The following is a 20,974-nucleotide window of genomic DNA, read 5'->3' as shown; positions in this document are numbered from 1 at the left end:
TAAAATCAAGAATTCAAAATCAAGTAGAATCAAAGAATAAAATAATTATGAAAAAAGGACTTTTTATGATAGTGGTATTCTGCACTTTTTTTATTGTTTTATCCTGTAAAAAGGATAAAAAAGATGAAAATTTTGCCGAAGTAATAAAATCAAACACCTCAGATTCAATTGCAGCAACAGATATTGGATGGCCGCGCGAGGTAAGCCTTAATGGATCGAAACTGGTTTATTACCAGCCACAAGTTGATCAATGGAAAGATTTTAAGGAAATAACAGCAGATGTAGCCTTTTCTCTCACTCCAAAAGGCGGAAAAGAGGTTTTGGGCGTTGCTTCTATGAAATCAGAAACGCTGGTGGATAAAGATACCAGAAATGTGTTTCTTAAAAATCTGACAGTTACAGATGTGAGATTTCCTGCTCTTGATGAAAAATCAGAACCACAGATGGAAAAACTCTTCAAAGAACTGATTCCAAAAGGAGGAAACCCAATTGCCTTAGATCGTATTATGGCAGATTTAAGCCGTACCAACAATCCGCCAAAAGGTGTGGCAGTAAAAAATGACCCGCCGGAGATTTTTTACAGTGCTAATCCATCAATTTTGCTGATTGTTCAGGGCGAACCCGTTTTGGCTCCAATAGAAAAAACAAACCTGAGTTATGTGGTAAATACAAATTGGGATTTGTTTTTTGATAAACCTTCAAAAAAATACTATTTATTGGTCGAAAATGTATGGCTTACAGCCACAGATTTAAAAGGAAAATGGGCAAAAACACAAAGCCTGCCAAAGGAAATGAGTAAGTTACCTTCTGGTCAAAATTTTGATGATGTCAAAAAAGTAGTGCCGCCACCAACCGTAAATGAAAATCTTGAGGTTTTCTTTAGCAATAAACCTGCAGAACTTATTGCAGTAAATGGCGCTCCCAAATTTGTAAAAATACCGGGAACGCAATTGATGTATATTGATAATACCGATAATGATGTTTTTGCCGATGAAAAAGACGGGCAATATTATGTTCTGCTATCAGGAAGATGGTTTAAATCTAAAGAATTAACCGGGCCATGGAGTTATGCCACGACTAGTTTACCTGCAGATTTTGCAAAAATCCCAAAAGATTCTCCCCGTGCAAGCGTATTGCCTTCCGTACCTGGAACTCAGGAAGCGTCTGATGCCGTATTATTGGCTCAGGTACCTACAACGGCAATCGTAAAAAAAGCTGATGCCGAAGCTAAAGCAAAGGTAAATTATGACGGAGCCCCACAGTTTAAGTCCATTGAAGGAACGTCGCTTCAATATGCGAGCAATACGCAGGAAAAAGTGATAAAGGTCGGGGATTTATATTATCTGTGTTTTCAGGCAGTTTGGTTTATGTCTACAACGCCAAACGGTCCCTGGAAAGTTACAAATTCAGTTCCAACAGAAATTTATACTATTCCGCCAAGCTCTCCGGTTTACAATGTTACTTATGTTACCCAGACAAATGTTACAGATACAACTGTAGAAAGCAGTACAACAGCGGGTTATTTTGGTGCTTTTATAGTTGGTGCCATGTTTGGCGCCATATTAACTTATGGAACAGGGTTTTACTATCCGCCGTATTTTTATTATGGCCCGATGTATCCAATCTATCGTCCATGGCCTTGTACGTACGGTGTTGGAGCAGTTTATAATCCCTGGACAGGCGGTTGGGCGGCCGGAAGAGCCGTTTATGGTCCTTACGGATCGGCAGGAAGTGCTGCATGGTATAATCCTGCAACCGGAAGATATGGACGTGCAGCGAGCGTGCAAGGCTGGTATGGCGGTCGTACGGTGGCGCATGCTTACAATCCGTGGACAGGAAATTATGGTGCTACAGCGCAGGGACATAACGCGTATGCACAATGGGGACATTCTGCGGCGTCAAATGGACATGATTGGGTGCAGTCAGGACACGTAACCACAAGAAGGGGAACTGTAGTTGGGTATCAAACTTCGGGAGGAAAAGAGGGTGTAATTACGCATCACAGAGGTGGAGGAACTACTGTACGTACGGATAATGGACTATATGCCGGACATGACGGTCATGTTTATAAAAAAGACGCCAACGGGAACTGGAGCCATTATAATAACGGAAACGGAGGCTGGACTCAGGCCGGAACTTTAGGATCTACGCAACATTCGGGAGATAAAATTCAGAATGCGGGAAATAAAATTCAAAATAATAATCTGCAAAAACAAGACAGAGTTTTAGGTGAACCCAATAAACCACTTGGTGAAGCAGGTCATTCCAATACAATTGATGGTCTAAATCATTCTGATTTTGCAAGGGACAGAGGAGAAACACAAACGCGAAATTTTCAAAATTTACAGCGAAGCGGTGGAGTTAATGGCGGCGGATTTAGAAATGGTGGAGGCTTTAGAGGCGGAGGCGGTTTTAGAGGACGCAGATAAAAATATTTTATACTTTATTTTGGTTAGGTTAGTTATTGGCAACAGAGTTTAGAATTCATCTTCTAAACTCTGTTTTTTTAATTTATATCTGTTGAAATTCAACGTATTCCAATATAGTCCACGGTTTCAACCGTGGGAGACGTATGATAAACACATCACGAACATCTCATGAAAACGCAATAAAGAAAAACATAACGTGATAATGGATTGCGCTCCAACGGTTGAAACCGCTGGCTATGTTTGCTATGATTGCGTTAATGTGTTGTTTTTTTAATAGTTATTCCTAAGTTCCAATTCAGCAATAATCTGCTTTTTCATTGTGGTATGAACATAATCTTTTGCTTCAGCGTACGAAACATTGTATTTGCGTTGAATATCTTGTAAATGAATAGGAAAAGGAGCAAGGATTTTATCATAATAAACATCAAGTTCGCTTTCATTTGGCATTTCAAACTTTAATCTTATTTGAAATCTCCTCAATAAAGCGGTATCAATGTTATGATAATGATTTGTTGCACAGATAAGTAAGCTTTCGCTAGGAAAATAATCCATCAACTGAATAATGGTGTTTACGAGACGTTTCATTTCTGCAACATCTTTGTCTTCGCTGTCACGGCTTTTTCCTATCTGATCAAATTCATCTAAAAATAAAACTGCTTTTTCGCGAATTGCTTTGTCAAAAATAGCTTTTACATTTTTAGAAGTTTCTCCAATTCGCGCATTAATTAAAGTACTTAGATTGATGATCACGATATTTTTGTTCAAAGCTGTAGCAATCGCTTTTGCAGTTGTTGTCTTGCCACAACCGGAATGCCCGTGTAGCAGTATCTTATTGTCAACCTGAAGATTATATTTTTTTAATTCGTCAAGATATTGATGCTCTTTAATGGTTTGCAATAAAGCATCTTTGTTTTCATCACTAAAAAGTAAATCATTCAAAGCAATTTTTTCAGTATCATTTACGGTGAGTTCGTATAGATTCATTTAGATTTTATTTGCTGCAAAATTAGATTTTATTCTGCAATATTCTCATTCCATATTTCTTTTCCTAAAAGCCGGTTTCCAAAGATAGAAGTTCCTATTCTAACCAAATTTGAACCTTCGGCTATAGCCAATTCCAAATCCTGTGACATTCCCATTGAAAGCTTCAAATCGGTTATTCCTGTTGCTTTTTCGGCATAAATATCATCTCTGATTTCTTTTAAAAGGCGAAGTGACGGCAACATTTTTTCTTTTTCTACATCTAATAAACCAATTGTCATTAACCCTTTGATTTTTAAAGTGTCATACTTTTTTATTTCTTTGATAAAAGGAATTACTTCTGCAGGAGATAGTCCAAATTTACTTTCTTCAAATGACGTATTGACTTGTATAAAAACATCCAGATTTCGGTTTTCTTTTTGCAATTGTTTGTGTAATTCCTGTGCAAGGTTCAATCGGTCTAAGGACTGAATGCAGGTTACGTATTTCAAAACGTCTTTTATTTTGTTGGTTTGCAAATGCCCAATAAAATGTCGTTCGATATTTAAATCCTTTAATTCAGCATCTTTATCGCGGAATTCCTGCATTTTATTTTCCCCAATTAAGCTTTCTCCGGCTTCAATTGCAATTCTGATTTTTGCTGCAGGAACAGTTTTAGTGGCCAGTAAAAGCTGAACATCTGATGCTTTTCTGCCAGAAGCTTTACAGGCATTTTCAATGCGGGCGTGAACCTGTTTCAAATTATATAGGATATTCTCTTTCATAGTACAAAATTACAAATCATCTGGAATGTGTTTATGATCCAGTTTGTGCTATTTTATACAGTCCAGTTTTGAGGTGATTTTTCTGTTTTAAAAATTATTGCTGGACCAGTAATCGCTTATAAATGATAAAACTGGATCATTTAATGGTTAGGTATCCTGACTAATTTTGTCTCAGAAAATAAGTTTAACTAAAAAACAAATCAAATGAGTAAATCAATTTTTTATCATGCAGGCTGCCCGGTTTGTGTAAGCGCAGAACACGACATTTTAAATTTAGTTAAAGATGTTGAAGTAGTCAATATAGGAGAAGACAGATCCCGAATTGCAGAAGCTCAAAAAGCAGGTATTCAATCTGTTCCGGCTCTGGTAACGCCAAACGGAAATGTATTGCACATTAATTTTGGTGCTTCAATGGCAGATGTAATTGGCTGAATAAAATACCTCTCTGGACTATTGCAGAGAGGTTTTTATATCATTTTAAGAAAAATAAATCATTAAAAACATATAAATATAACATTATGAAAGTAGCAGTATGGGATACTTATGTAACCCGAAAAGACGGAAAAGTGATGCATTTTGATATTCTTGTTGACGAAAATACAACCGACACAAAACAGGTTTTTGAATATGGTAAAAGTTACCTTAAAACGGTTTTACAAGATGGTCAGCCTTTAACTTCAAACGAATGCAGATTTTGCCACATCGATAAAGCGCCAGCGGATATTGAAAATCAGATTCTTAAAAATGGATTTTCGATTATTGAAATGGAGAATTGTTATTAATTCAATTTGTGTTTTAAAGTTTTTCTCGCAGATTTTAAAAGATTTTAGCAGATTTAATTTTGATAATCATCTGCGTATATCTGCTTAAATCTTTTTTAAAATCTGCGAGAAATAAAAATCTTTTTAATCCTATAATTAACGTATTAATGTTATAGACTGACTTTCAGTTTGTCTGTTTAGAGCTTTGTCAAAGTTTTAAACTTTGACAAAGCTTGAAAACGCAACGCATTAATCTTATAGACTGGAAGTTTGGGGGCTTTCAGTCTATTTTATTTGTTATTATTATGAAAAATATTTTTGATTTAGAGATTCAAAACAGCCATATTGAAGGGAAAATTGTAGCTGGATTTGAGCGTTTGTCGCAGGTTTTCAAGGTTTTGTTGTGGGAAAAGGCAAAGAAATATGATTTAAGTCCAATTCAGATTCAGCTTTTAATATTTATAAAGTATCATTCTAAAAATAAATCGACCGTAAGTTATTTAGCGAAAGAATTTAATTTGACAAAAGCCACTGTGAGCGATACGGTTAAGATTTTGGAACACAAACAATATATATCGAAAGAAATACAGCCTGACGATTCCAGAAGTTACACAGTTGCATTAACGCCGAAAGGCCTGGAAATAGTGCTTTTAATCGAAGACTTTACAGATCCGTTATACGATATGGTGGCTTCAACAATTAAAAATGATAAATTGATTTTGTGGAGAACTATTAGTTCGTTACTTCAGCAATTGAACCATTTGCAGATTATTAATCTTCAGAATACGTGTTCTAATTGCCATTATTATTCTGAAGAAAATAAAGCGAAATATTGTCAGTTGATGAATATCAAATTAGAATCAAATGATATTAGAATAGATTGTTCTGATCATAAACCTACCATCTGGACACAAATAGTATAATCAATTTTAAACACAAATTTCGATACTTAGCTTCGTTTCTGAAATTAATTTAACGAACGAAAATTAGCGGCAATTAGTGAAATTCGTGTTGTTTTTATACTTATGTTCTCGCAGTAGGATCATAAACCTGCGCGTTTACAGCAATTTTGAAAGTGCTATAATTCCTTCTTCCATTTGTTGTTCGGTTAAAGAAGCATATCCCAATCTAAAACCAGAAACGGGGTTTCCATAACTAAATTTTTCAGGATCCATTAGTTTTATGCCTTTGCTTAGCAATTTTTCACAAACTGCTTTTGTATCCGTTTTAGCATTTGGAACCATCCAAAAAGCCAAACCGCCTTCTGGTTTTGTAAAGGTAACTTTATCTTTAAGGTGCTGATTGCAAAGCATTTCGAACAAATCTCTTTTCGTTTTATATATCAGATTGGTTTTTTTCAGATGTCTTTTGATTTTTCCTTCGTTTATAAGATTCAAAATGGCTTCTTCCATAATATTATCTCCTTGAACATCAATCATTTTACGGTGTTTGGCTACTTTTTGTACGATTTCGGCAGAACTCGCCAAATAACCAATTCGCAATGCCGGAGCGACAATTTTGCTTAAAGTACCAATGTAAATAAAGTTTTGAGCATTACTGTAACTGGAAATAGGTAAAATAGGACGCTGGCCAAAGTGGAATTCATTATCGTAATCATCTTCAATAATTGTAAAACCGTATTGATTAGAAAGTTCGATAAGTTTTAATCTTTTCTTTAAACTCATCGTAACCGTCGTTGGAAATTGATGATGTGGTGTAACATAAATGGCTTTTATAGTATTGTATTTTTTTAAATACACTTCGACTTCATCTACATTCAAACCATCCGAAGCCACATTTACGGGCAGCAAACTCGCGCCGGCATTTTCAAAAGCTTCCCAGGCAGGTTTATATCCGGGATTTTCAATCATCACATAATCACCATTTGTAAACAGAGAATGTGCCGCCAGATACATCGCCATCTGACTGCCACGGGTAATGCAAATTTGATCGGGAGAAACATTCATTCCTCTTTTAAAATTCAGCATTTGCACTATGGCTTTTCTAAACTCAATATCACCAAGTTCGTTGCTGTAACCCATTATTTGCCAACGCGATTTTCTGTTAAAAATCTCTCTGTAGGCACGAGCCAGATCATTCATAGGAGCGAGACGGCTGTCCGGAAGTCCGTCATCAAAAACAAGATGCGGTTTTGCTTCTTCGATAATTACACTAGTTTTTTCCTGATTTTTTGCACTTCGAATAATCTCTGGCAATATATCGGCGATAAAAGTTCCTTTCCGATCCATCGTAATTAACCAGCCTTCGGCAATTAAAACGTCAAGTGCTTCAATTACTGTATTTCTGTTTACGTTTAATAAACCTGCAAGCTGTCTGCTTCCGGGTAAAGCGTTGCCACTGGTTAAGTTACCGGATTTAATGGCATTAATTATAGCATCGGCAATTTGCAGATAAAGTGCTTTATGTGATTTTTTATTCAACTGAATTTCAAATTCCCAAGGTCGTAACATCTGGACTATTTGTTTATGTTTGAAAGTTGCAAAACTAATAGTCCAAATTTACATTTTTTATACCAATTCCAACAATTTTTCGGTAGTGATTACTTCTGCAAATTCGCCATTTAAACTAGCGAGAGAAGTTTGGTGAATCAATTCCGAATCGAATTTTTCTCCATTTATTCCAATTCGGTCAAAAGTGGCGGTTGCATCGGCGATAAGCAAATTGTCGTATCCGTAATTTCCTGCCATTCTGGTTGTTGTAGAAACACAATGATTTGTGGTTAAGCCCACAATAACAAGGTTTGTAATTTTTTGATTATCGAGCCTTTCTTTTAAATCTGTTCCAATAAAAGCGCTATTGACGTTTTTTGTAATTACAGGTTCACCGTCAATTGGTTTTGCTTCCTCTTTGATCTCAAACCCCGGGTTTGAAGCGTGAAGTTTTGAATTTGGATGTACAGAACTATGAACAATATGAAAAACAGGTAGTTGAAGTGACCTCCATTTTTCAAGGATTTGAGCAATTTTAGCTTCTGCATCTTTATTATTTCGGTTGCCGCCCCAGTAATCTTCGTCATTAAAACCTTTTTGAACATCAATTAAAATTAATGCTGCATTTTTTTCTCTAAGTTTCATTTGTATCTTTTTTTAAGTGTTTGAGTGTATTTATTTTAACACATAGAAACATAGATTTTATGATTTTGAAAAAAGTAAATCAAAAAGAAACTTGTTTCTTCACACATAGCTATGTGTTAAAAACAATTACACCTAAACAGATTGTTTTTAATTGTTGATACAAATGTACTTGTGAACTAATTACAGAAAAAGGACAAACAATAGTCGTTTTGAGACCAACTATTTGAAACTATAAAGACAAACACAGATTTCACTAATTGACACTAATTAATTTGTGAAATTAATTCAACAACTAAGTTAACAATTGAAATTTGTGCAAATTCGTGCAATTTGTGTTTTTTAAGACAGTATCATTTTAAGTGCAGTTGGCAAGGCATCAAGGTGTTCTTCCAGCACAGCTCTTAGTTGTTTCGAAGTTTTGTAGCCACATAAATGGGCAATATGTTCTATTTTATAATCTGAATTCGCCAGCAGACTTTTGGCTTTTTCAATCCTTAGTTTTGTGCGGTATTCGGCGATAGTAATTCCGGTTTCTTTTTTAAAAATACGCGTTAAATTTCGCGGACTTACATAAACCAAATCGGCCAGAGAATCAATAGTTGATGTTTTTTCTAAGTTATAGATAATCCAATCCTGAATAGTATGAATTTTTTCGTCGCGATGATTTCTGTTTTGCAAATAAACGCTTTCCTGTTCGTCAGTTCCGTTTCGCCGTTTATAAACAACAAGTTCCTTGGCAATTTTATTTGTAATGTCTTTTCCGTGCCTTTCTTCAATTAGAAATAGAGCCAAATCAATTCCCGTTACAATTCCGGCACTCGTATAAATATTCTCTGATTTTGTGAAAAGTGTATTTTTTTGAGGTTTTAAAAGCGGAAAATCATTTTTGAGTTTTTCCAGAAGTTTCCAGTGTGTTGTACATTCTTTATGATCTAAAAGTCTTGATTTTGCCAATAGAAATGCTCCCGTACATACACTGCAAATCGTGGTTTGGTTCGCATTTGCTGTATGCAGCCAATTAAAAAACAAATTATCCTCCTGAAGTAAATCTATTTGTTGTGTACTAAATCCCGAAATAATAACAATATCATCTTTTTGCGGAGCAGTTTTAGAAAAATGAACTAAAGAAGAAAGTTCTAAACCTGAATTTGATTTTATGGAAGATTCACTGCTAATAAACTTCAGTTCATAATCAAAACCCAGATTATTGGCTTCCTGAAAAACTTCGACAACACCGCTTAAATCAAGTAAAGAAATGTCTTTAGGAATATAAAAAAAACCGTAGATTTTGATTTTGTCATTTGAGAATGGGTGCTTTATTTCAATTTTTCCTTAAAAAAATCAATTGTTCTTGTCCAGGATAGAGTAGCAGCAGTTTCATCATATCTTGGTGTTGTGTTATTATGAAAACCATGATTTACGTTGGGATAAAAATAAGCTGTATTTTCGACTTTATTTTTATTGAGAACTTCCTGAAACGCAGGCCAGCCTTCGTTTACGCGTGTGTCTAAACCAGCGTAATGTAATAATAATGGTGTTTTGATTTTTTCAGCTTCTTCTTTTGTTGGCTGTCCGCCGTAATAAGGAACTGCGGCTTTTAAAGTTGGTATTTTTACCGCCAGCATATTCGAAATCCATCCACCAAAGCAAAAACCTACTACACCAACAGAGCCGTTGCAGTCTTTATGCGATTTGAGATATTCGTATGCGGCAATAAAATCTTCCAGCATTTCTTCGCGGGTTCGTTTCTTTTGCAATTCACGTCCGTCGTCGTCGTTACCGGGATAACCGCCTAATGGCGATAATGCATCCGGAGCAATAGTTATGAATCCTTCTATAGCGGCTCTTCTTCCAACATCTTCGATGTAAGGATTTAAACCGCGATTTTCGTGAACAACAATTATTCCGGGTAATTTCTTTTTGTTATCTGATGGCTGAGACAAAAGCCCTTTAATGCTTCCGCCTCCTTTTGGAGAATCATAATTGATGTAGCCGCTTTTTATTCTGGGATCTGTGGGCTGAATTAAAATACTGTCGACATAATTGGGTGTCATAAAGCTTAAAAGCGATGGAAGTGTAAGTGATCCAACCGCAAAAATGGAAAGTTTTTCTACAAATTGTCTTCGGTTGATTTTATTATGCGCATAATCGTCATATAAATCAAATACTTCCTGACTGATATCTTCTTTGGTTAATTTTTCCATGACTTTAATTTTGAAACTAATTTAAGAAATAAACTGCTTTATAATTCTTATTGTTTCAAATAAAGAATGAAAAGGCCTAAATTTTATTCGCGAGTAATTCTTTTAACAAGGTACTGACACTTACAGATGCACATGCGATACCTTCATCGGCAGCACCATAATAGATATAAAGTTCGTCATCAATTAAAACAGTTCCGGTTGGAAAACAAACGTAGTTTACATATCCTTTTAGTTCCCAGGGCTGATCGGGAATAAATAGAGGATAAGGTAAGCGTGCAATTTCTTTTGTAGGGTTATCAAGGTCTAAAAGTGCAGCGCAAGCCACGTACATATAGCCGTTTATAGTATCGTGAACGCCGTGATATATTAAAAGCCAGCCGTGTTCGGTTTCTATTGGCGGTGCGCCGTTGCCTAAATAGCTTAATTCGTGTGTAAATTTTGGATCTAAAACAATATGATTTTTAAAATCAAGCATATATTCTCGCCAAAATTCGGGAGTTAATTCATCAAGAGTGTTTACGGCAGCCATTTGAATTCCGGGACGAATGCGGTGTAAAAAGTGTAATTTTCCGTTTATTCTTCTTGGAAAAAAACTACGTTTTTATCCCAGACATAAGCGCTTCCGGTACTTGGCTGAAAATATTTAATATTTAAATCCTGTTGATTTTTGATAAGTGACCGAAGTTCATCGCCGCTCATTTGCGGAACTATAATACCATGTTTCTCAAAAGTTTTTAAATCTTTGGAAGTGGCAACGCAGCCAAAAGCATTTGCGCCGTCGTAACCGCAATAGGAAAGATAATAAAGATCATCAATTTTCACAATCCTCGGATCTTCAACGCCGTATTCTTCATTTGGCATTTCCGGAACAATTACAGGATGGTCGTATCTTTCTTCGATAGTAAGGGGATCAGAAAGCCGGCAATAGCCTATTGTAGAATGATTTCCTAAAGCAACAGCTCTGTAAAAAATGTGAATTTTTCCGTCGACCGCAATAACAGCGGGATTTAAAACTCCTTCAACTTCAAAATCTAATGCTGTTTTTGTAATAATTAATCCGTGTTTACGTATCATAATCTCCTATTTTGGAATCTAAAATTACCTAAATTTAATGAGCTTAGATTTACATAAAATTTTAAAATTGTTTCATAATTAGAAGAAGTCTGCCACGAATTGCACTAATTTTCACGAATGAAAAATTAAACTTTTGGGAGTGAAATCAAAAAGAAAATTAGTGAAAATTAGTGCAATTCGTGGCCAAATTTTTTTACTTTAAATGTTTGGGTTCCTGAATTTCGCCATTGCCAAAGGACCAGTTTTCTAATCCATTATTTTCTAAAAGAACGATGATTATATTGTTAATGGTAATTTCAGTTTCGGAAGAAATTGTAGTAGCAATTTTATGGTATAATTTCTTTTTCTGTTCTAATGTTCTTCCTTGTCCTGCAATGATTTGAACGTAGATTATGTTTTCAGAATGTGAAATTCCAAGATAGCTTTCAGGATATTTTATCTGATGTGTTTCGAGTTCTTCAATAACATGAAAATAATCATCTTCCGGAATATGAAATTCTGCTATTAATGACTGATGAACTGATTGTGAGATTTTATTTTTTGTTTCCTGCGAAAGTTTCTTAGGAAGACTGATACGTACAAATGGCATTTCTTAGTTTTTATACAAAGATAGAAGCTCTGTTTGAAACATAATAAAAAACTTAAATTTTTAGCCACGAATTCACGAATTTTATAAGTAATAATTCGTGAATTCGTGGCTAATTTTTTCTTTCTAAAAGTATTTTTTTACAAACTCTTAAGCTTCTTCATAAATACAGGAAACACGTCATTTAATTCGTCAAACAACGGATTTTTGCGGTGTTTCAGTTTGATTTCACTAAACAATTTCAAACCAAGTGCAAATTGTGTGGCTTCAGAATCATTTTCGAATATATTTTTATCTTTTATTCTTTCAATAATACTAAATATTTCGTCGTGATTTGTAAACTCTATTCCAAGTTCTTTTGCCGGTTCAGTTTGACCGTCTGCATATTCTTTCAGGCTTAGTGTAAGATAATATTTGTTTGCTCTTTTTTCCATAACATTTAATCTATTTAATCCATTTATCGACAATTGCCTTAAAGGTTTCTTTGTATTGTTCGCCAACAGTTATTTCGGCTTTATCGATAAATATTGAGTTTTTACTGATGGCGCTTATTTTTTCGAGAGACACAATATAGGAACGATGCACTCTCATAAATTTTGATGATGGTAATTTTTCTTCCAGTGCTTTTAAGGAAATCAGTGAAAGGATGGCTTTTTGAGAATCGTCAAAATGTACCTTTACGTAATCTTTTAAACTTTCGATATAGGTTATATCTTTAAGTGAAATTCGGACCCATTGATATTCCACTTTTAAAAAGATAAATTCGTCATCTGCCGTAATAGGCTGATATTGGTTTGAAGATTCTTCTGTTATTTGTAATACTTTATTGGCAGCACGCAAAAATTCTTCGTAACTAAAAGGTTTTAAAAGATAATCTATGGCATTTACACGATAACCTTCAATAGCATAATGATTATAAGCTGTTGTAAAAACAATTTTTGGGACTGCTCCGGGTTGTTCCTGCAAAAGTCTGGCAAGCTCCATTCCGCTTAAATTGGGCATATTAATATCCAAAAAAACAAGATCGGGCTGTTTCTCACGAATTAAAGTCAGGGCTTCAACGGCATTATCACAACTCGCTGTTAATTCTAAAAAAGGGGTTTGATCAATAAAGGTCTGCACCAATTTTAATGCGAGAGGTTCATCATCGACTGCTATACATTTTAATACTGTCATTATTCTAAAGTTATTTGCAGTTTTACATTATACATGCCATTTTTGGCTATTCCGGCGGTTAGCGAATGCCTGTGCGGGTAAATTAAATGAAGCCTGCGTTTTGTATTTGTTAAACCGATACCACCTTCATTGGGCGTGGCAGATTTTTCAAAATATGTGTTTTCGACTTCAAATTCAAGATTGCTGCCATTTTGCCTGAGCGAAATATGTATTTCACTTTTGTCAGTAGCATGAACACCATGTTTAAAAGCATTCTCTACTAAAGGTAGTAATAACATTGGAACAATTGGGTAATCCTGTATTTTTTCCGGAATATCTGTTGTAATCGTTAATTTGCTGTTGGCACGAAGTTTCATCAAAGCAATAAAATCTCTCATAAATTCGGCTTCTTTCAGCAAAGTCGTAGTTTCTTCGGTACTATAAAGTAAATAGCGCATCATTCTGCTTAAAGTATGCAGCGCATTTCTAGAATCTTCGATATCAGTATAAGTAAGGGAATAAATACTGTTGAGCGAATTGAAAAAAAGTGAGGATTTATCTGTGCTTTCAACATTGCCAGTTCGGCCATTGTTTTATCCTGTTCCAGTTTTTGCTTGTGTTGCGCGGCTTTCTGCCAATACTGTAACATCGATAAACTTGTACTGATGCCTAAAACCATTAAAGTCAGCATAAAAGCATAATTATCAAAATAAGGATTTCTATTTTTTTAAAACCCAAAACAAGACTCACTTTTGCATGAAGATCTGTTTGCGAAGTATAAAAATAGGCGATAAGCTGCATGGCTACAATTGCGAGAAAAGCCCAGATTAAAAACAGAGAAGTATTGTCTTTTATAATAGTTTTTGGAACGATGATTTTAGCATTAGAATAAAATATGATAATCAGCAAAAAGAGTACAATAATCTGCCAAAGCCAAAAAACAGAAGGCAGAATTACATTCCAGGTTAAAGGAATGTAAAACAACATTAGAAATCCCAATAACAACCAGCCGAGAAGGTGTAATCCTGCAAATAAATAGGGTCTAAAGATGTTTGTCCACATTATATTTTCTTTTTTTAAGGGCAATATTACATTTTATTTGAATGCAATTTTAAAGCAATCGCTATAGAGAGATTTACAGCCTTTAAAAACGATATTAGAGCCGACGAATTTTAAAATTAAACACTCGTTTAATTTAAATAAAAATCCATCGGTTCTAAGGTTATCTCTATCGATTGTGCGTCGCTCTTCGTCTATTCGAAAATTTTTACGTAACTTAATTCATTTATTTTGTTAGCGTAATTATAGAAATCACATTATATCCAATGAATAAGCAATCACTTTTAAGCATTTTCGCAGCATCTGTTATTATCGTCTCGTGTGGTAAAAAAGATGACAAAGCAGCTCAGGCCGCTGCTGCAGGACAAGTTAAAGAATATAAAACACTGGTAATACAGCCAGAATCAGCAACTTTAAATACTGATTATCCGGCAAGTATACAGGGACAGCAGAATATAGAAATTCGTCCTAGAGTAGAAGGTTACATTGACAAGATTTATGTTGATGAAGGTGCGGTTGTAAGAGCAGGACAGCCTTTGTTTAAAATCAGCGCTCCAGAATATGAGCAGGAAGTTCGTACCGCAACAGCAAGCATTAAAAGTGCTCAGGCAGCGGTAAGTTCAGCAAAATTGGCTGTAAATAAAGTAAAACCGCTTGTTGAGAAAGAAATCATTAGTAAATACGAACTGGAAACAGCTCAGTATAATTATGATTCTGCTTTGGCAACTTTGGCTCAGGCCAATGCAAGTTTGGTAAATGCAAGAACTAATTTGGGTTATACTACGGTTACAAGTCCGGTTGATGGAGTTGTAGGATCAATTCCATTTCGTTTAGGAAGTTTAGTAAGTTCAAATAATGCCGAACCTTTAACGACAGTTTCCAGTATCGGAAACGTTTATGCGTATTTTGCAATGAACGAAAAAGTACTTTTAAGTTTTAGTGAAGGTTCCGGAACATTGGCACAAAAAATTAAACAATTGCCACAAGTTTCTTTATTACTTTCTGATGGATCAATTTACGGAGAAAAAGGAAAAATTGAAACTGTAAACGGATTAATTAATACAGAAACTGGTTCTGTAAACATCAGAGCTCGTTTTCCAAACCCAAGAGGAATCATCAGAAGCGGAAGCAGCGCAACAGTTAGAATTCCGACTCAGGTAAAAGAGGGATTAATTATTCCGCAAAGTGCTACGTTTGAGCTTCAGGATAAAATTTTCGCTGTAACAGTTGGAAAAGACGGTAAAACCAAAAACGCAAATATTACGATTTTAGAAAATAAAGCCGGAAATTATTATGTGGTAACAAGCGGTTTAAAAGCCGGAGATCAGATTGTTTTAGAAGGAGTTGCCTCTTTAAAAGAAGGAACTGAGATTAAAACTCAAAATCAGAATGCTGAAACTGTTTACGCAGACTTAAAATAAAAATACATGTTTAAAATATTCATTCAAAGACCTGTACTCTCGACAGTAATATCGGTTATTATTGTCATTTTAGGTGTTTTAGGGCTTATAGAGCTTCCTATTTCCCAATATCCTGATATTGCCCCGCCAACGGTAAACGTTTCGGCAAGTTATACAGGAGCCAACGCAGATGTGGTACTTAAAAGTATCGTAATTCCGCTGGAAGAGCAAATTAATGGTGTAGAAAACATGACTTACATGACTTCTACAGCAACAAATGATGGTAATGCATCTATAAAAATATTCTTTAAAGTTGGAACAAATCCAGATTTGGCTGCGGTAAACGTGCAAAACAGGGTTTCCAGAGCCACCAGTTTATTACCTGTAGAGGTAACTCAGGCCGGTGTAACAGTTACGAAAAGCCAGAGTAGTAACTTGTTGATATTCTCGCTATATAGCGATGATAAAGCTTACGACCAGACTTTCCTTCAAAATTATGCGAAGATTAATCTTGTCCCTCAAATTCAGCGTGTCGTTGGGGTAGGAGATGTAACCGTTTTTGGTGCAAAAGATTACTCGATGAGAATTTGGCTAAAACCAGATATCATGCAGCAATACAAATTGATCCCAAGTGATATTTCGGCTGCTTTGGCAGAACAAAATATCGAAGCTGCACCGGGTAAATTTGGTGAAAACGGAAATCAGGCTTTTCAATACGTAATTAAATATAAAGGACGTTTAACAAGCGCTCAGGAATTTGGAGATATTGTTATAAAATCTGTTGGAAACGGACAGGTTTTACGATTGAAAGATGTAGCAAAAGTAGAATTAGGATCATTGAGCTATTCTTCGACAATTAAAACAAACGGTGTAGAATCTGCAGCGATGGCAATTAGCCAAACGCCTGGTTCTAATGCCCGTGACGTAATTAACAATTCTAAAAAGCTAATTGAAGAGGCAGCAAAAAATTTCCCAAAAGGAGTGAAATATACGCTTCTTGTGGATGTTAACGAAAATCTGGATGCTTCTATCGAAAAAGTAATTCATACTTTGATTGAAGCTTTTATTCTGGTTTTCATCGTAGTTTTTATCTTCCTTCAGGATTTCAGATCTACATTAATCCCGGCAATTGCAGTTCCGGTTGCGATTGTAGGAACATTTTTCTTCCTGAATTTATTTGGATTTACGATTAACTTATTGACGCTTTTTGCAATGGTTCTTGCCATTGGTATTGTGGTCGATGATGCGATTGTGGTCGTCGAGGCGGTGCATGCCAAACTCGATCACGGTTATAAATCGGCTAAGAAAGCTACAATCGATGCGATGGATGAAATTTCTGGAGCAATTATTTCGATTACATTAGTAATGGCGGCGGTATTTATTCCGGTTACCTTTATTACAGGATCTACGGGAGTTTTCTACAAACAATTTGGTATTACGTTAGCAGTTGCGATTATTCTTTCTGCGATTAATGCCTTAACATTAAGTCCGGCTTTATGTGCTTTATTATTGAAACCACATGCAGACGATCACAAACATAAAAGTTTTATTCAGCGTTTTTATACGGCGTTTAACGTTGCATTTGATAATGTAACAGAGCGATACAAACGTTCGGTAAGTTTTCTTTCTGTTAAAAAATGGATTGTATTGGCTTCGATTTTAATTGCCGGTGCAGCTTTATTTTATATGATGAAAACCACACCGTCTGCTTTCGTTCCTGCGGAAGATCAGGGAACTGTTTTCGCCAACATTAGTTTACCGCCATCAGCTTCGATGGAACGTTCTGATGTAATTGCCAAAAGAGTCGATAGTATTGCTAAGACCATTCCGGGAGTTAAAAATACACTTCGTATTGTGGGGCAAAACTTTACAGCCGGAGCAGGTAGTGCTTACAGTATGGTTATTGTAAAATTGGAAACCTGGGACAAACGTGAATTAAGTGTTAATGATGTAATTGGTCAGCTTTTTGCCAAAACGAGCGGTATTCGTGAAGCTAATATATTCTTCATTTCACCGCCAACCATTCAGGGATTTGGACAAAGTGGTGGATTCGAATTCCAATTACAGGATAAAGGAGGCCATACAACGGCCGAATTCTATAAAGTAAATGTTGATTTTCTGGAGAAATTATCAAAACGTCCTGAGATACAATATGCTACAACGCCATTTAATCCTGGTTTCCCTCAATATATGATGGATATAAATTTGGCAAAAGCCAAAGATGCAGGAGTTCCAATCAATACCATTTTGTCTACAATGCAAGGGTATTATGGAGGTTTGTACGCTTCGAATTTCAATAAATTCGGGAAACAATACCGTGTCATGATTCAGGCATCACCAGAATTTAGAACTAATACAGAAGGACTAAATAAAATTTTTGTTAGAAACGCTTCAGGAAACATGGCGCCAATTACAGAGTTTGTAAAAATGACAAGGGTTTTTGGTCCGGAATCTATTTCAAGATTTAACTTGTTTACTTCGATTTCTATTACAGGAGCGCCAAATCCGGGCTTTAGTTCGGGAGATGCCATTAAAGCGATTCAGGAAGTTGCGGCCGAAAATTTACCTGCAGGTTATGGATATGAATTTTCAGGTTTAACGCGTGAAGAGTTAGCATCAGGAAGTGAAACTATTTTCATCTTTATATTGTGTCTTGTATTTGTTTACTTCTTGTTAAGTGCTCAATATGAGAGTTATATTTTGCCTTTTGCTGTATTGTTCTCTATTCCGTTTGGATTGGCCGGAGCTTATTTGTTCTCGATCATATTCAAACTAAACAGTAATATTTATTTGCAGATTTCCTTAATCATGTTGATTGGATTGCTGGCGAAGAACGGTATTTTGATTGTTGAATTTGCTTTGGACAGAAGAAGAAAAGGATTGCCAATTGTTCAGGCTGCTATTGAAGGAGCTGTAGCGCGTTTGCGACCAATTTTAATGACCTCTTTTGCTTTTATTTTAGGACTTGTGCCTTTAATGTTTGCTTCAGGAGCCGGAGCTGTTGGTAACAAATCGATTGGTACGGGAGCTGTTGGAGGTATGTTAATCGGAACCATTTTGGGAGTATTCGTAATTCCGGTATTGTTTATCGTTTTCCAGACTTTACAGGAAAAAGTGAGCGGACCTGCAAAAGATGGTTACGATGAAGATGATGATGAAGAAGTTCAATTGATAGAAGCTCATAAAGAGTAGTAATTTAAAAGACAAAAAATGACTCATAGTTCAAATAAATATATTTTAATGGTAATCGCAGCCACGCTTTTAAGTGCCTGCGTTACCAAAAAATACGAACGTCCCACGACACTTTCTACAGAAAAGCTGTTTCGTGATCAGGCTGCTGCCGATTCTACCAATCTGGCGAATATGCCTTGGCAAAGTGTTTTTAAAGATGCAAAATTGAGTGCCTTAATTCAGAAAGGTCTGGATCAGAACCTGAATTTGAAAAATGCAATTGAAAATATTGTTCAGGCTCGTGCCAGTTTACGCCAAAGCAAATTGGCTTATTATCCAAATTTAAATCTGGATGCCAATGTAACACGCACCAAACAATCAGAAGCAGGACTTAACTTTCCGGCGGGAATCAATATTAATACTTTAACGACAACCTATAAATTAGGTTTAAGTACGTCATGGGAAGCAGATATCTGGGGAAAACTTAGCAGTACTAAAAGAGCAGCTTTGGCCACTTATCTTGCTACAGATGCTGCAAAACAAGCGGTTCAAACCCAATTGATTGCTGATATTGCCAATAATTATTTTTTATTGTTGTCTTATGATAAATCACTTGAAATTACCCAGCAAACTTTAGAAGCCCGTGTTAAAAATGTAGAAACAATTAAAGCCTTAAAAGAAGGTGCAATTGTTACAGGTGCTGCCGTGGTACAAAGTGAAGCCAATCGTTATGCTGCCGAAGTATTGATTCCGGACATTAAACAAAACATTCGTGAAACCGAAAACGCTTTGAATATTTTATTAGGACAAGCTCCGGGACCAATCGAAAGAGGCGTTTTAGGAGAACAGCAAACTCCTGATAATCTGGCGATAGGTTTACCGTCTCAGTTATTACAAAATCGTCCTGATGTTCGTCAGGCAGAGTTTAATTTCAGAGTTGCTTTTGAAAATACAAATTTGGCCAGAACCTATTTTTATCCAAGCCTGACGCTTACGGCTAGTGGTGGGTTTTCGAATTTAGAATTGAAAAACTTCTTCGATAATTCTATTTTTTATTCGATAATTGGAGGATTAACACAGCCACTTTTTAATCAGGGTTTAAACAAAGCAAGATTAACAACGGCGCAATCGCAACAATTACAAGCATTAAATAGTTTTCAGCAGAGTCTTTTGGTTGCCGGACAGGAAGTTTCGAATGCGATGTATTCGTACCAAATGGCGGTTGAAAAAGAAGATTCGAGAGAAAAACAAATTGAATCTTTAGTAAAAGCAGTTGATTTTACACAACAGCTTTTAGAGTACAGTTCGGCGACAAATTATACTGATGTTTTAACATCAGAACAAAATCTTTTATCGGCACAATTGAACGGTATAAATGATAATTTGCAAAAGCTGCAGGCTTTGGTTGATTTGTATCGCGCTTTAGGCGGTGGATGGAAATAAAGTTCTTAAAAATATTGAGTTGAAGATTGAAATTTGATAAATAGTATCGGTTAAAAAGCGGTGTTCGTCGATTGGTTTAGAGGTTCTGTATAATGAGTTCGATAAACCTGAAAAATAGCATTACTTTCGCTTTATTCAAATCAAATTTAAACTTAACAACTAAAAAAATGAAAAAATTAGGACTTGCTTTAATGCTTTTAATGAGTGTTTTTGCACATGCACAAGTATCAATAAACGTAAATATTGGTACACCGCCAAGCTGGGGACCTGAAGGAAATGATGAAAGCAGATATTACTATTTGCCGGATATTGATATCTATTATGATGTTGCTCAAAGCCAATATATTTATGAAAATAGCGGTAAATGGGTTCGTGATAAAAGATTGCCTTCAAGATACAGAAATTATGATCTTTACGATGGTTACAAAGTAGTTTTGAATGATTACAAAGGAGATTCTCCTTATTCATACCATAAAAAACACGTTACCAATTATCCAAAAGGTTATAAAGGAAAACCTCAGAAAACCAGAGGAAACAAACCTGACAGCAAGCAAAAAGCGAACAAGGATAACGCAAAAAAGGATAATGCAAAAAAGGGTAGTTCAAAAAACTCAAAAGGAAATAATTCAGATAAAAATAAGGATCATTCCCACGGTGATCACCACTAATTAAAAACATGACTTAAAAAACGCCTCAGAAATGAGGCGTTTTTTTTGTTTGGTATCTGAGTCATCTTTGTCAAAGTTTTAAACTTTGACAAAGATTGTCGGTATGCCTTGTCATCCCGAGGAACGAGGGATCTTCACAAGAAATTCCGCAAAGTAACCCAATCTTTGTCGAGCTACTTACGGA

General features: G+C 35.6%; 21 protein-coding genes. 8 read left to right on the top strand and 13 right to left on the bottom strand.

Going from position 1 to position 20,974, the window contains the following annotated elements; translation table 11 throughout:
• The first annotated feature begins 47 nt into the window (after positions 1 to 47).
• On the top strand, positions 48 to 2,429 hold the full coding sequence (locus tag ACZZZT_RS17535; protein WP_463461346.1) for a hypothetical protein: 2,382 nt from the start codon (positions 48 to 50) through the stop codon (positions 2,427 to 2,429).
• Positions 2,430 to 2,699: 270 nt separating this feature from the next.
• Here the strand turns inward: ACZZZT_RS17535 and ACZZZT_RS17530 are convergent, their stop codons facing one another.
• Both ACZZZT_RS17530 and ACZZZT_RS17525 read right to left on the bottom strand, forming a co-directional pair.
• Positions 2,700 to 3,413 carry an AAA family ATPase gene (locus ACZZZT_RS17530; protein ID WP_463461345.1) on the bottom strand — a complete coding sequence of 238 codons (714 nt, stop codon included), beginning with the start codon at positions 3,411 to 3,413 and terminating at the stop codon, positions 2,700 to 2,702.
• A 29-nt stretch (positions 3,414 to 3,442) separates the two neighbouring features.
• The gene (locus tag ACZZZT_RS17525; RefSeq protein ID WP_463461344.1) at positions 3,443 to 4,174 is read right to left on the bottom strand and encodes a YggS family pyridoxal phosphate-dependent enzyme; all 732 of its coding nucleotides are present in this window, start codon (positions 4,172 to 4,174) and stop codon (positions 3,443 to 3,445) included.
• 204 nt (positions 4,175 to 4,378) lie between these two features.
• On the opposite strand from ACZZZT_RS17525, the gene ACZZZT_RS17520 reads away from it, so the two are divergent.
• The 3 genes from ACZZZT_RS17520 to ACZZZT_RS17510 all read left to right on the top strand — a co-directional run bounded on the left by ACZZZT_RS17520 (position 4,379) and on the right by ACZZZT_RS17510 (position 5,858).
• Positions 4,379 to 4,606, top strand: a complete 228-nt coding sequence (locus ACZZZT_RS17520; RefSeq protein WP_463461343.1) for a thioredoxin family protein — start codon at positions 4,379 to 4,381, stop codon at positions 4,604 to 4,606.
• Positions 4,607 to 4,692: 86 nt separating this feature from the next.
• Positions 4,693 to 4,956, top strand: coding sequence for a DUF2024 family protein (locus ACZZZT_RS17515; RefSeq protein ID WP_463461342.1), 264 nt, complete (start codon positions 4,693 to 4,695; stop codon positions 4,954 to 4,956).
• Between the two features lie 284 nt (positions 4,957 to 5,240).
• Positions 5,241 to 5,858 (top strand): MarR family winged helix-turn-helix transcriptional regulator, encoded by a 618-nt coding sequence (locus ACZZZT_RS17510; RefSeq protein WP_463461341.1) that lies wholly within the window; start codon positions 5,241 to 5,243, stop codon positions 5,856 to 5,858.
• Positions 5,859 to 5,993: 135 nt separating this feature from the next.
• On the opposite strand, the gene pdxR is transcribed toward ACZZZT_RS17510, so the two are convergent.
• The 11 genes from pdxR to ACZZZT_RS17455 all read right to left on the bottom strand — a co-directional run bounded on the left by pdxR (position 5,994) and on the right by ACZZZT_RS17455 (position 14,111).
• Positions 5,994 to 7,406 carry a MocR-like pyridoxine biosynthesis transcription factor PdxR gene (gene pdxR / locus ACZZZT_RS17505; protein ID WP_463461340.1) on the bottom strand — a complete coding sequence of 471 codons (1,413 nt, stop codon included), beginning with the start codon at positions 7,404 to 7,406 and terminating at the stop codon, positions 5,994 to 5,996.
• 57 nt (positions 7,407 to 7,463) lie between these two features.
• The gene (locus ACZZZT_RS17500; RefSeq protein ID WP_463461339.1) at positions 7,464 to 8,030 is read right to left on the bottom strand and encodes a cysteine hydrolase family protein; all 567 of its coding nucleotides are present in this window, start codon (positions 8,028 to 8,030) and stop codon (positions 7,464 to 7,466) included.
• A gap of 339 nt (positions 8,031 to 8,369) precedes the next feature.
• Positions 8,370 to 9,299, bottom strand: coding sequence for a GlxA family transcriptional regulator (locus tag ACZZZT_RS17495; RefSeq protein WP_463462461.1), 930 nt, complete (start codon positions 9,297 to 9,299; stop codon positions 8,370 to 8,372).
• A 47-nt stretch (positions 9,300 to 9,346) separates the two neighbouring features.
• Positions 9,347 to 10,234 (bottom strand): dienelactone hydrolase family protein, encoded by an 888-nt coding sequence (locus ACZZZT_RS17490; RefSeq protein WP_463461338.1) that lies wholly within the window; start codon positions 10,232 to 10,234, stop codon positions 9,347 to 9,349.
• Positions 10,235 to 10,310: 76 nt separating this feature from the next.
• Positions 10,311 to 10,769 carry a glycoside hydrolase family 130 protein gene (locus ACZZZT_RS17485; protein WP_463462460.1) on the bottom strand — a complete coding sequence of 153 codons (459 nt, stop codon included), beginning with the start codon at positions 10,767 to 10,769 and terminating at the stop codon, positions 10,311 to 10,313.
• Positions 10,770 to 10,807: 38 nt separating this feature from the next.
• A complete protein-coding gene (locus ACZZZT_RS17480) occupies positions 10,808 to 11,308 on the bottom strand; it encodes a glycoside hydrolase family 130 protein (RefSeq protein WP_463461337.1) in 501 nt (166 codons plus the stop codon).
• Between the two features lie 193 nt (positions 11,309 to 11,501).
• A complete protein-coding gene (locus ACZZZT_RS17475) occupies positions 11,502 to 11,897 on the bottom strand; it encodes a tautomerase family protein (protein WP_463461336.1) in 396 nt (131 codons plus the stop codon).
• Positions 11,898 to 12,034: 137 nt separating this feature from the next.
• Positions 12,035 to 12,328, bottom strand: a complete 294-nt coding sequence (locus ACZZZT_RS17470) for a DUF3861 domain-containing protein (RefSeq protein ID WP_318802613.1) — start codon at positions 12,326 to 12,328, stop codon at positions 12,035 to 12,037.
• A 10-nt stretch (positions 12,329 to 12,338) separates the two neighbouring features.
• Entirely contained in the window at positions 12,339 to 13,070 is a 732-nt protein-coding gene (locus tag ACZZZT_RS17465; protein ID WP_463461335.1) for a LytR/AlgR family response regulator transcription factor, read from the bottom strand.
• Positions 13,070 to 13,549, bottom strand: coding sequence for a sensor histidine kinase (locus ACZZZT_RS17460; protein ID WP_463462459.1), 480 nt, complete (start codon positions 13,547 to 13,549; stop codon positions 13,070 to 13,072). The genes ACZZZT_RS17465 and ACZZZT_RS17460 overlap by 1 nt, the downstream gene beginning before the upstream one ends.
• A gap of 184 nt (positions 13,550 to 13,733) precedes the next feature.
• On the bottom strand, positions 13,734 to 14,111 hold the full coding sequence (locus ACZZZT_RS17455; RefSeq protein WP_463461334.1) for a hypothetical protein: 378 nt from the start codon (positions 14,109 to 14,111) through the stop codon (positions 13,734 to 13,736).
• Positions 14,112 to 14,374: 263 nt separating this feature from the next.
• Here ACZZZT_RS17455 and ACZZZT_RS17450 point away from each other — a divergent pair, with 263 nt between their 5' ends.
• The 4 genes from ACZZZT_RS17450 to ACZZZT_RS17435 all read left to right on the top strand — a co-directional run bounded on the left by ACZZZT_RS17450 (position 14,375) and on the right by ACZZZT_RS17435 (position 20,790).
• On the top strand, positions 14,375 to 15,529 hold the full coding sequence (locus ACZZZT_RS17450) for an efflux RND transporter periplasmic adaptor subunit (protein WP_463461333.1): 1,155 nt from the start codon (positions 14,375 to 14,377) through the stop codon (positions 15,527 to 15,529).
• A gap of 6 nt (positions 15,530 to 15,535) precedes the next feature.
• Positions 15,536 to 18,700, top strand: coding sequence for an efflux RND transporter permease subunit (locus ACZZZT_RS17445; RefSeq protein WP_073393881.1), 3,165 nt, complete (start codon positions 15,536 to 15,538; stop codon positions 18,698 to 18,700).
• An 18-nt stretch (positions 18,701 to 18,718) separates the two neighbouring features.
• A complete protein-coding gene (locus ACZZZT_RS17440) occupies positions 18,719 to 20,122 on the top strand; it encodes an efflux transporter outer membrane subunit (protein WP_463461332.1) in 1,404 nt (467 codons plus the stop codon).
• Positions 20,123 to 20,289: 167 nt separating this feature from the next.
• On the top strand, positions 20,290 to 20,790 hold the full coding sequence (locus tag ACZZZT_RS17435) for a hypothetical protein (protein ID WP_463461331.1): 501 nt from the start codon (positions 20,290 to 20,292) through the stop codon (positions 20,788 to 20,790).
• Positions 20,791 to 20,974 lie beyond the last annotated feature (184 nt).

Source organism: Flavobacterium sp. AC274, assembly GCF_979258275.1.
Note: the sequence above shows the minus strand (reverse complement) of the source record. Positions and strands in the feature narration are given on the sequence as shown.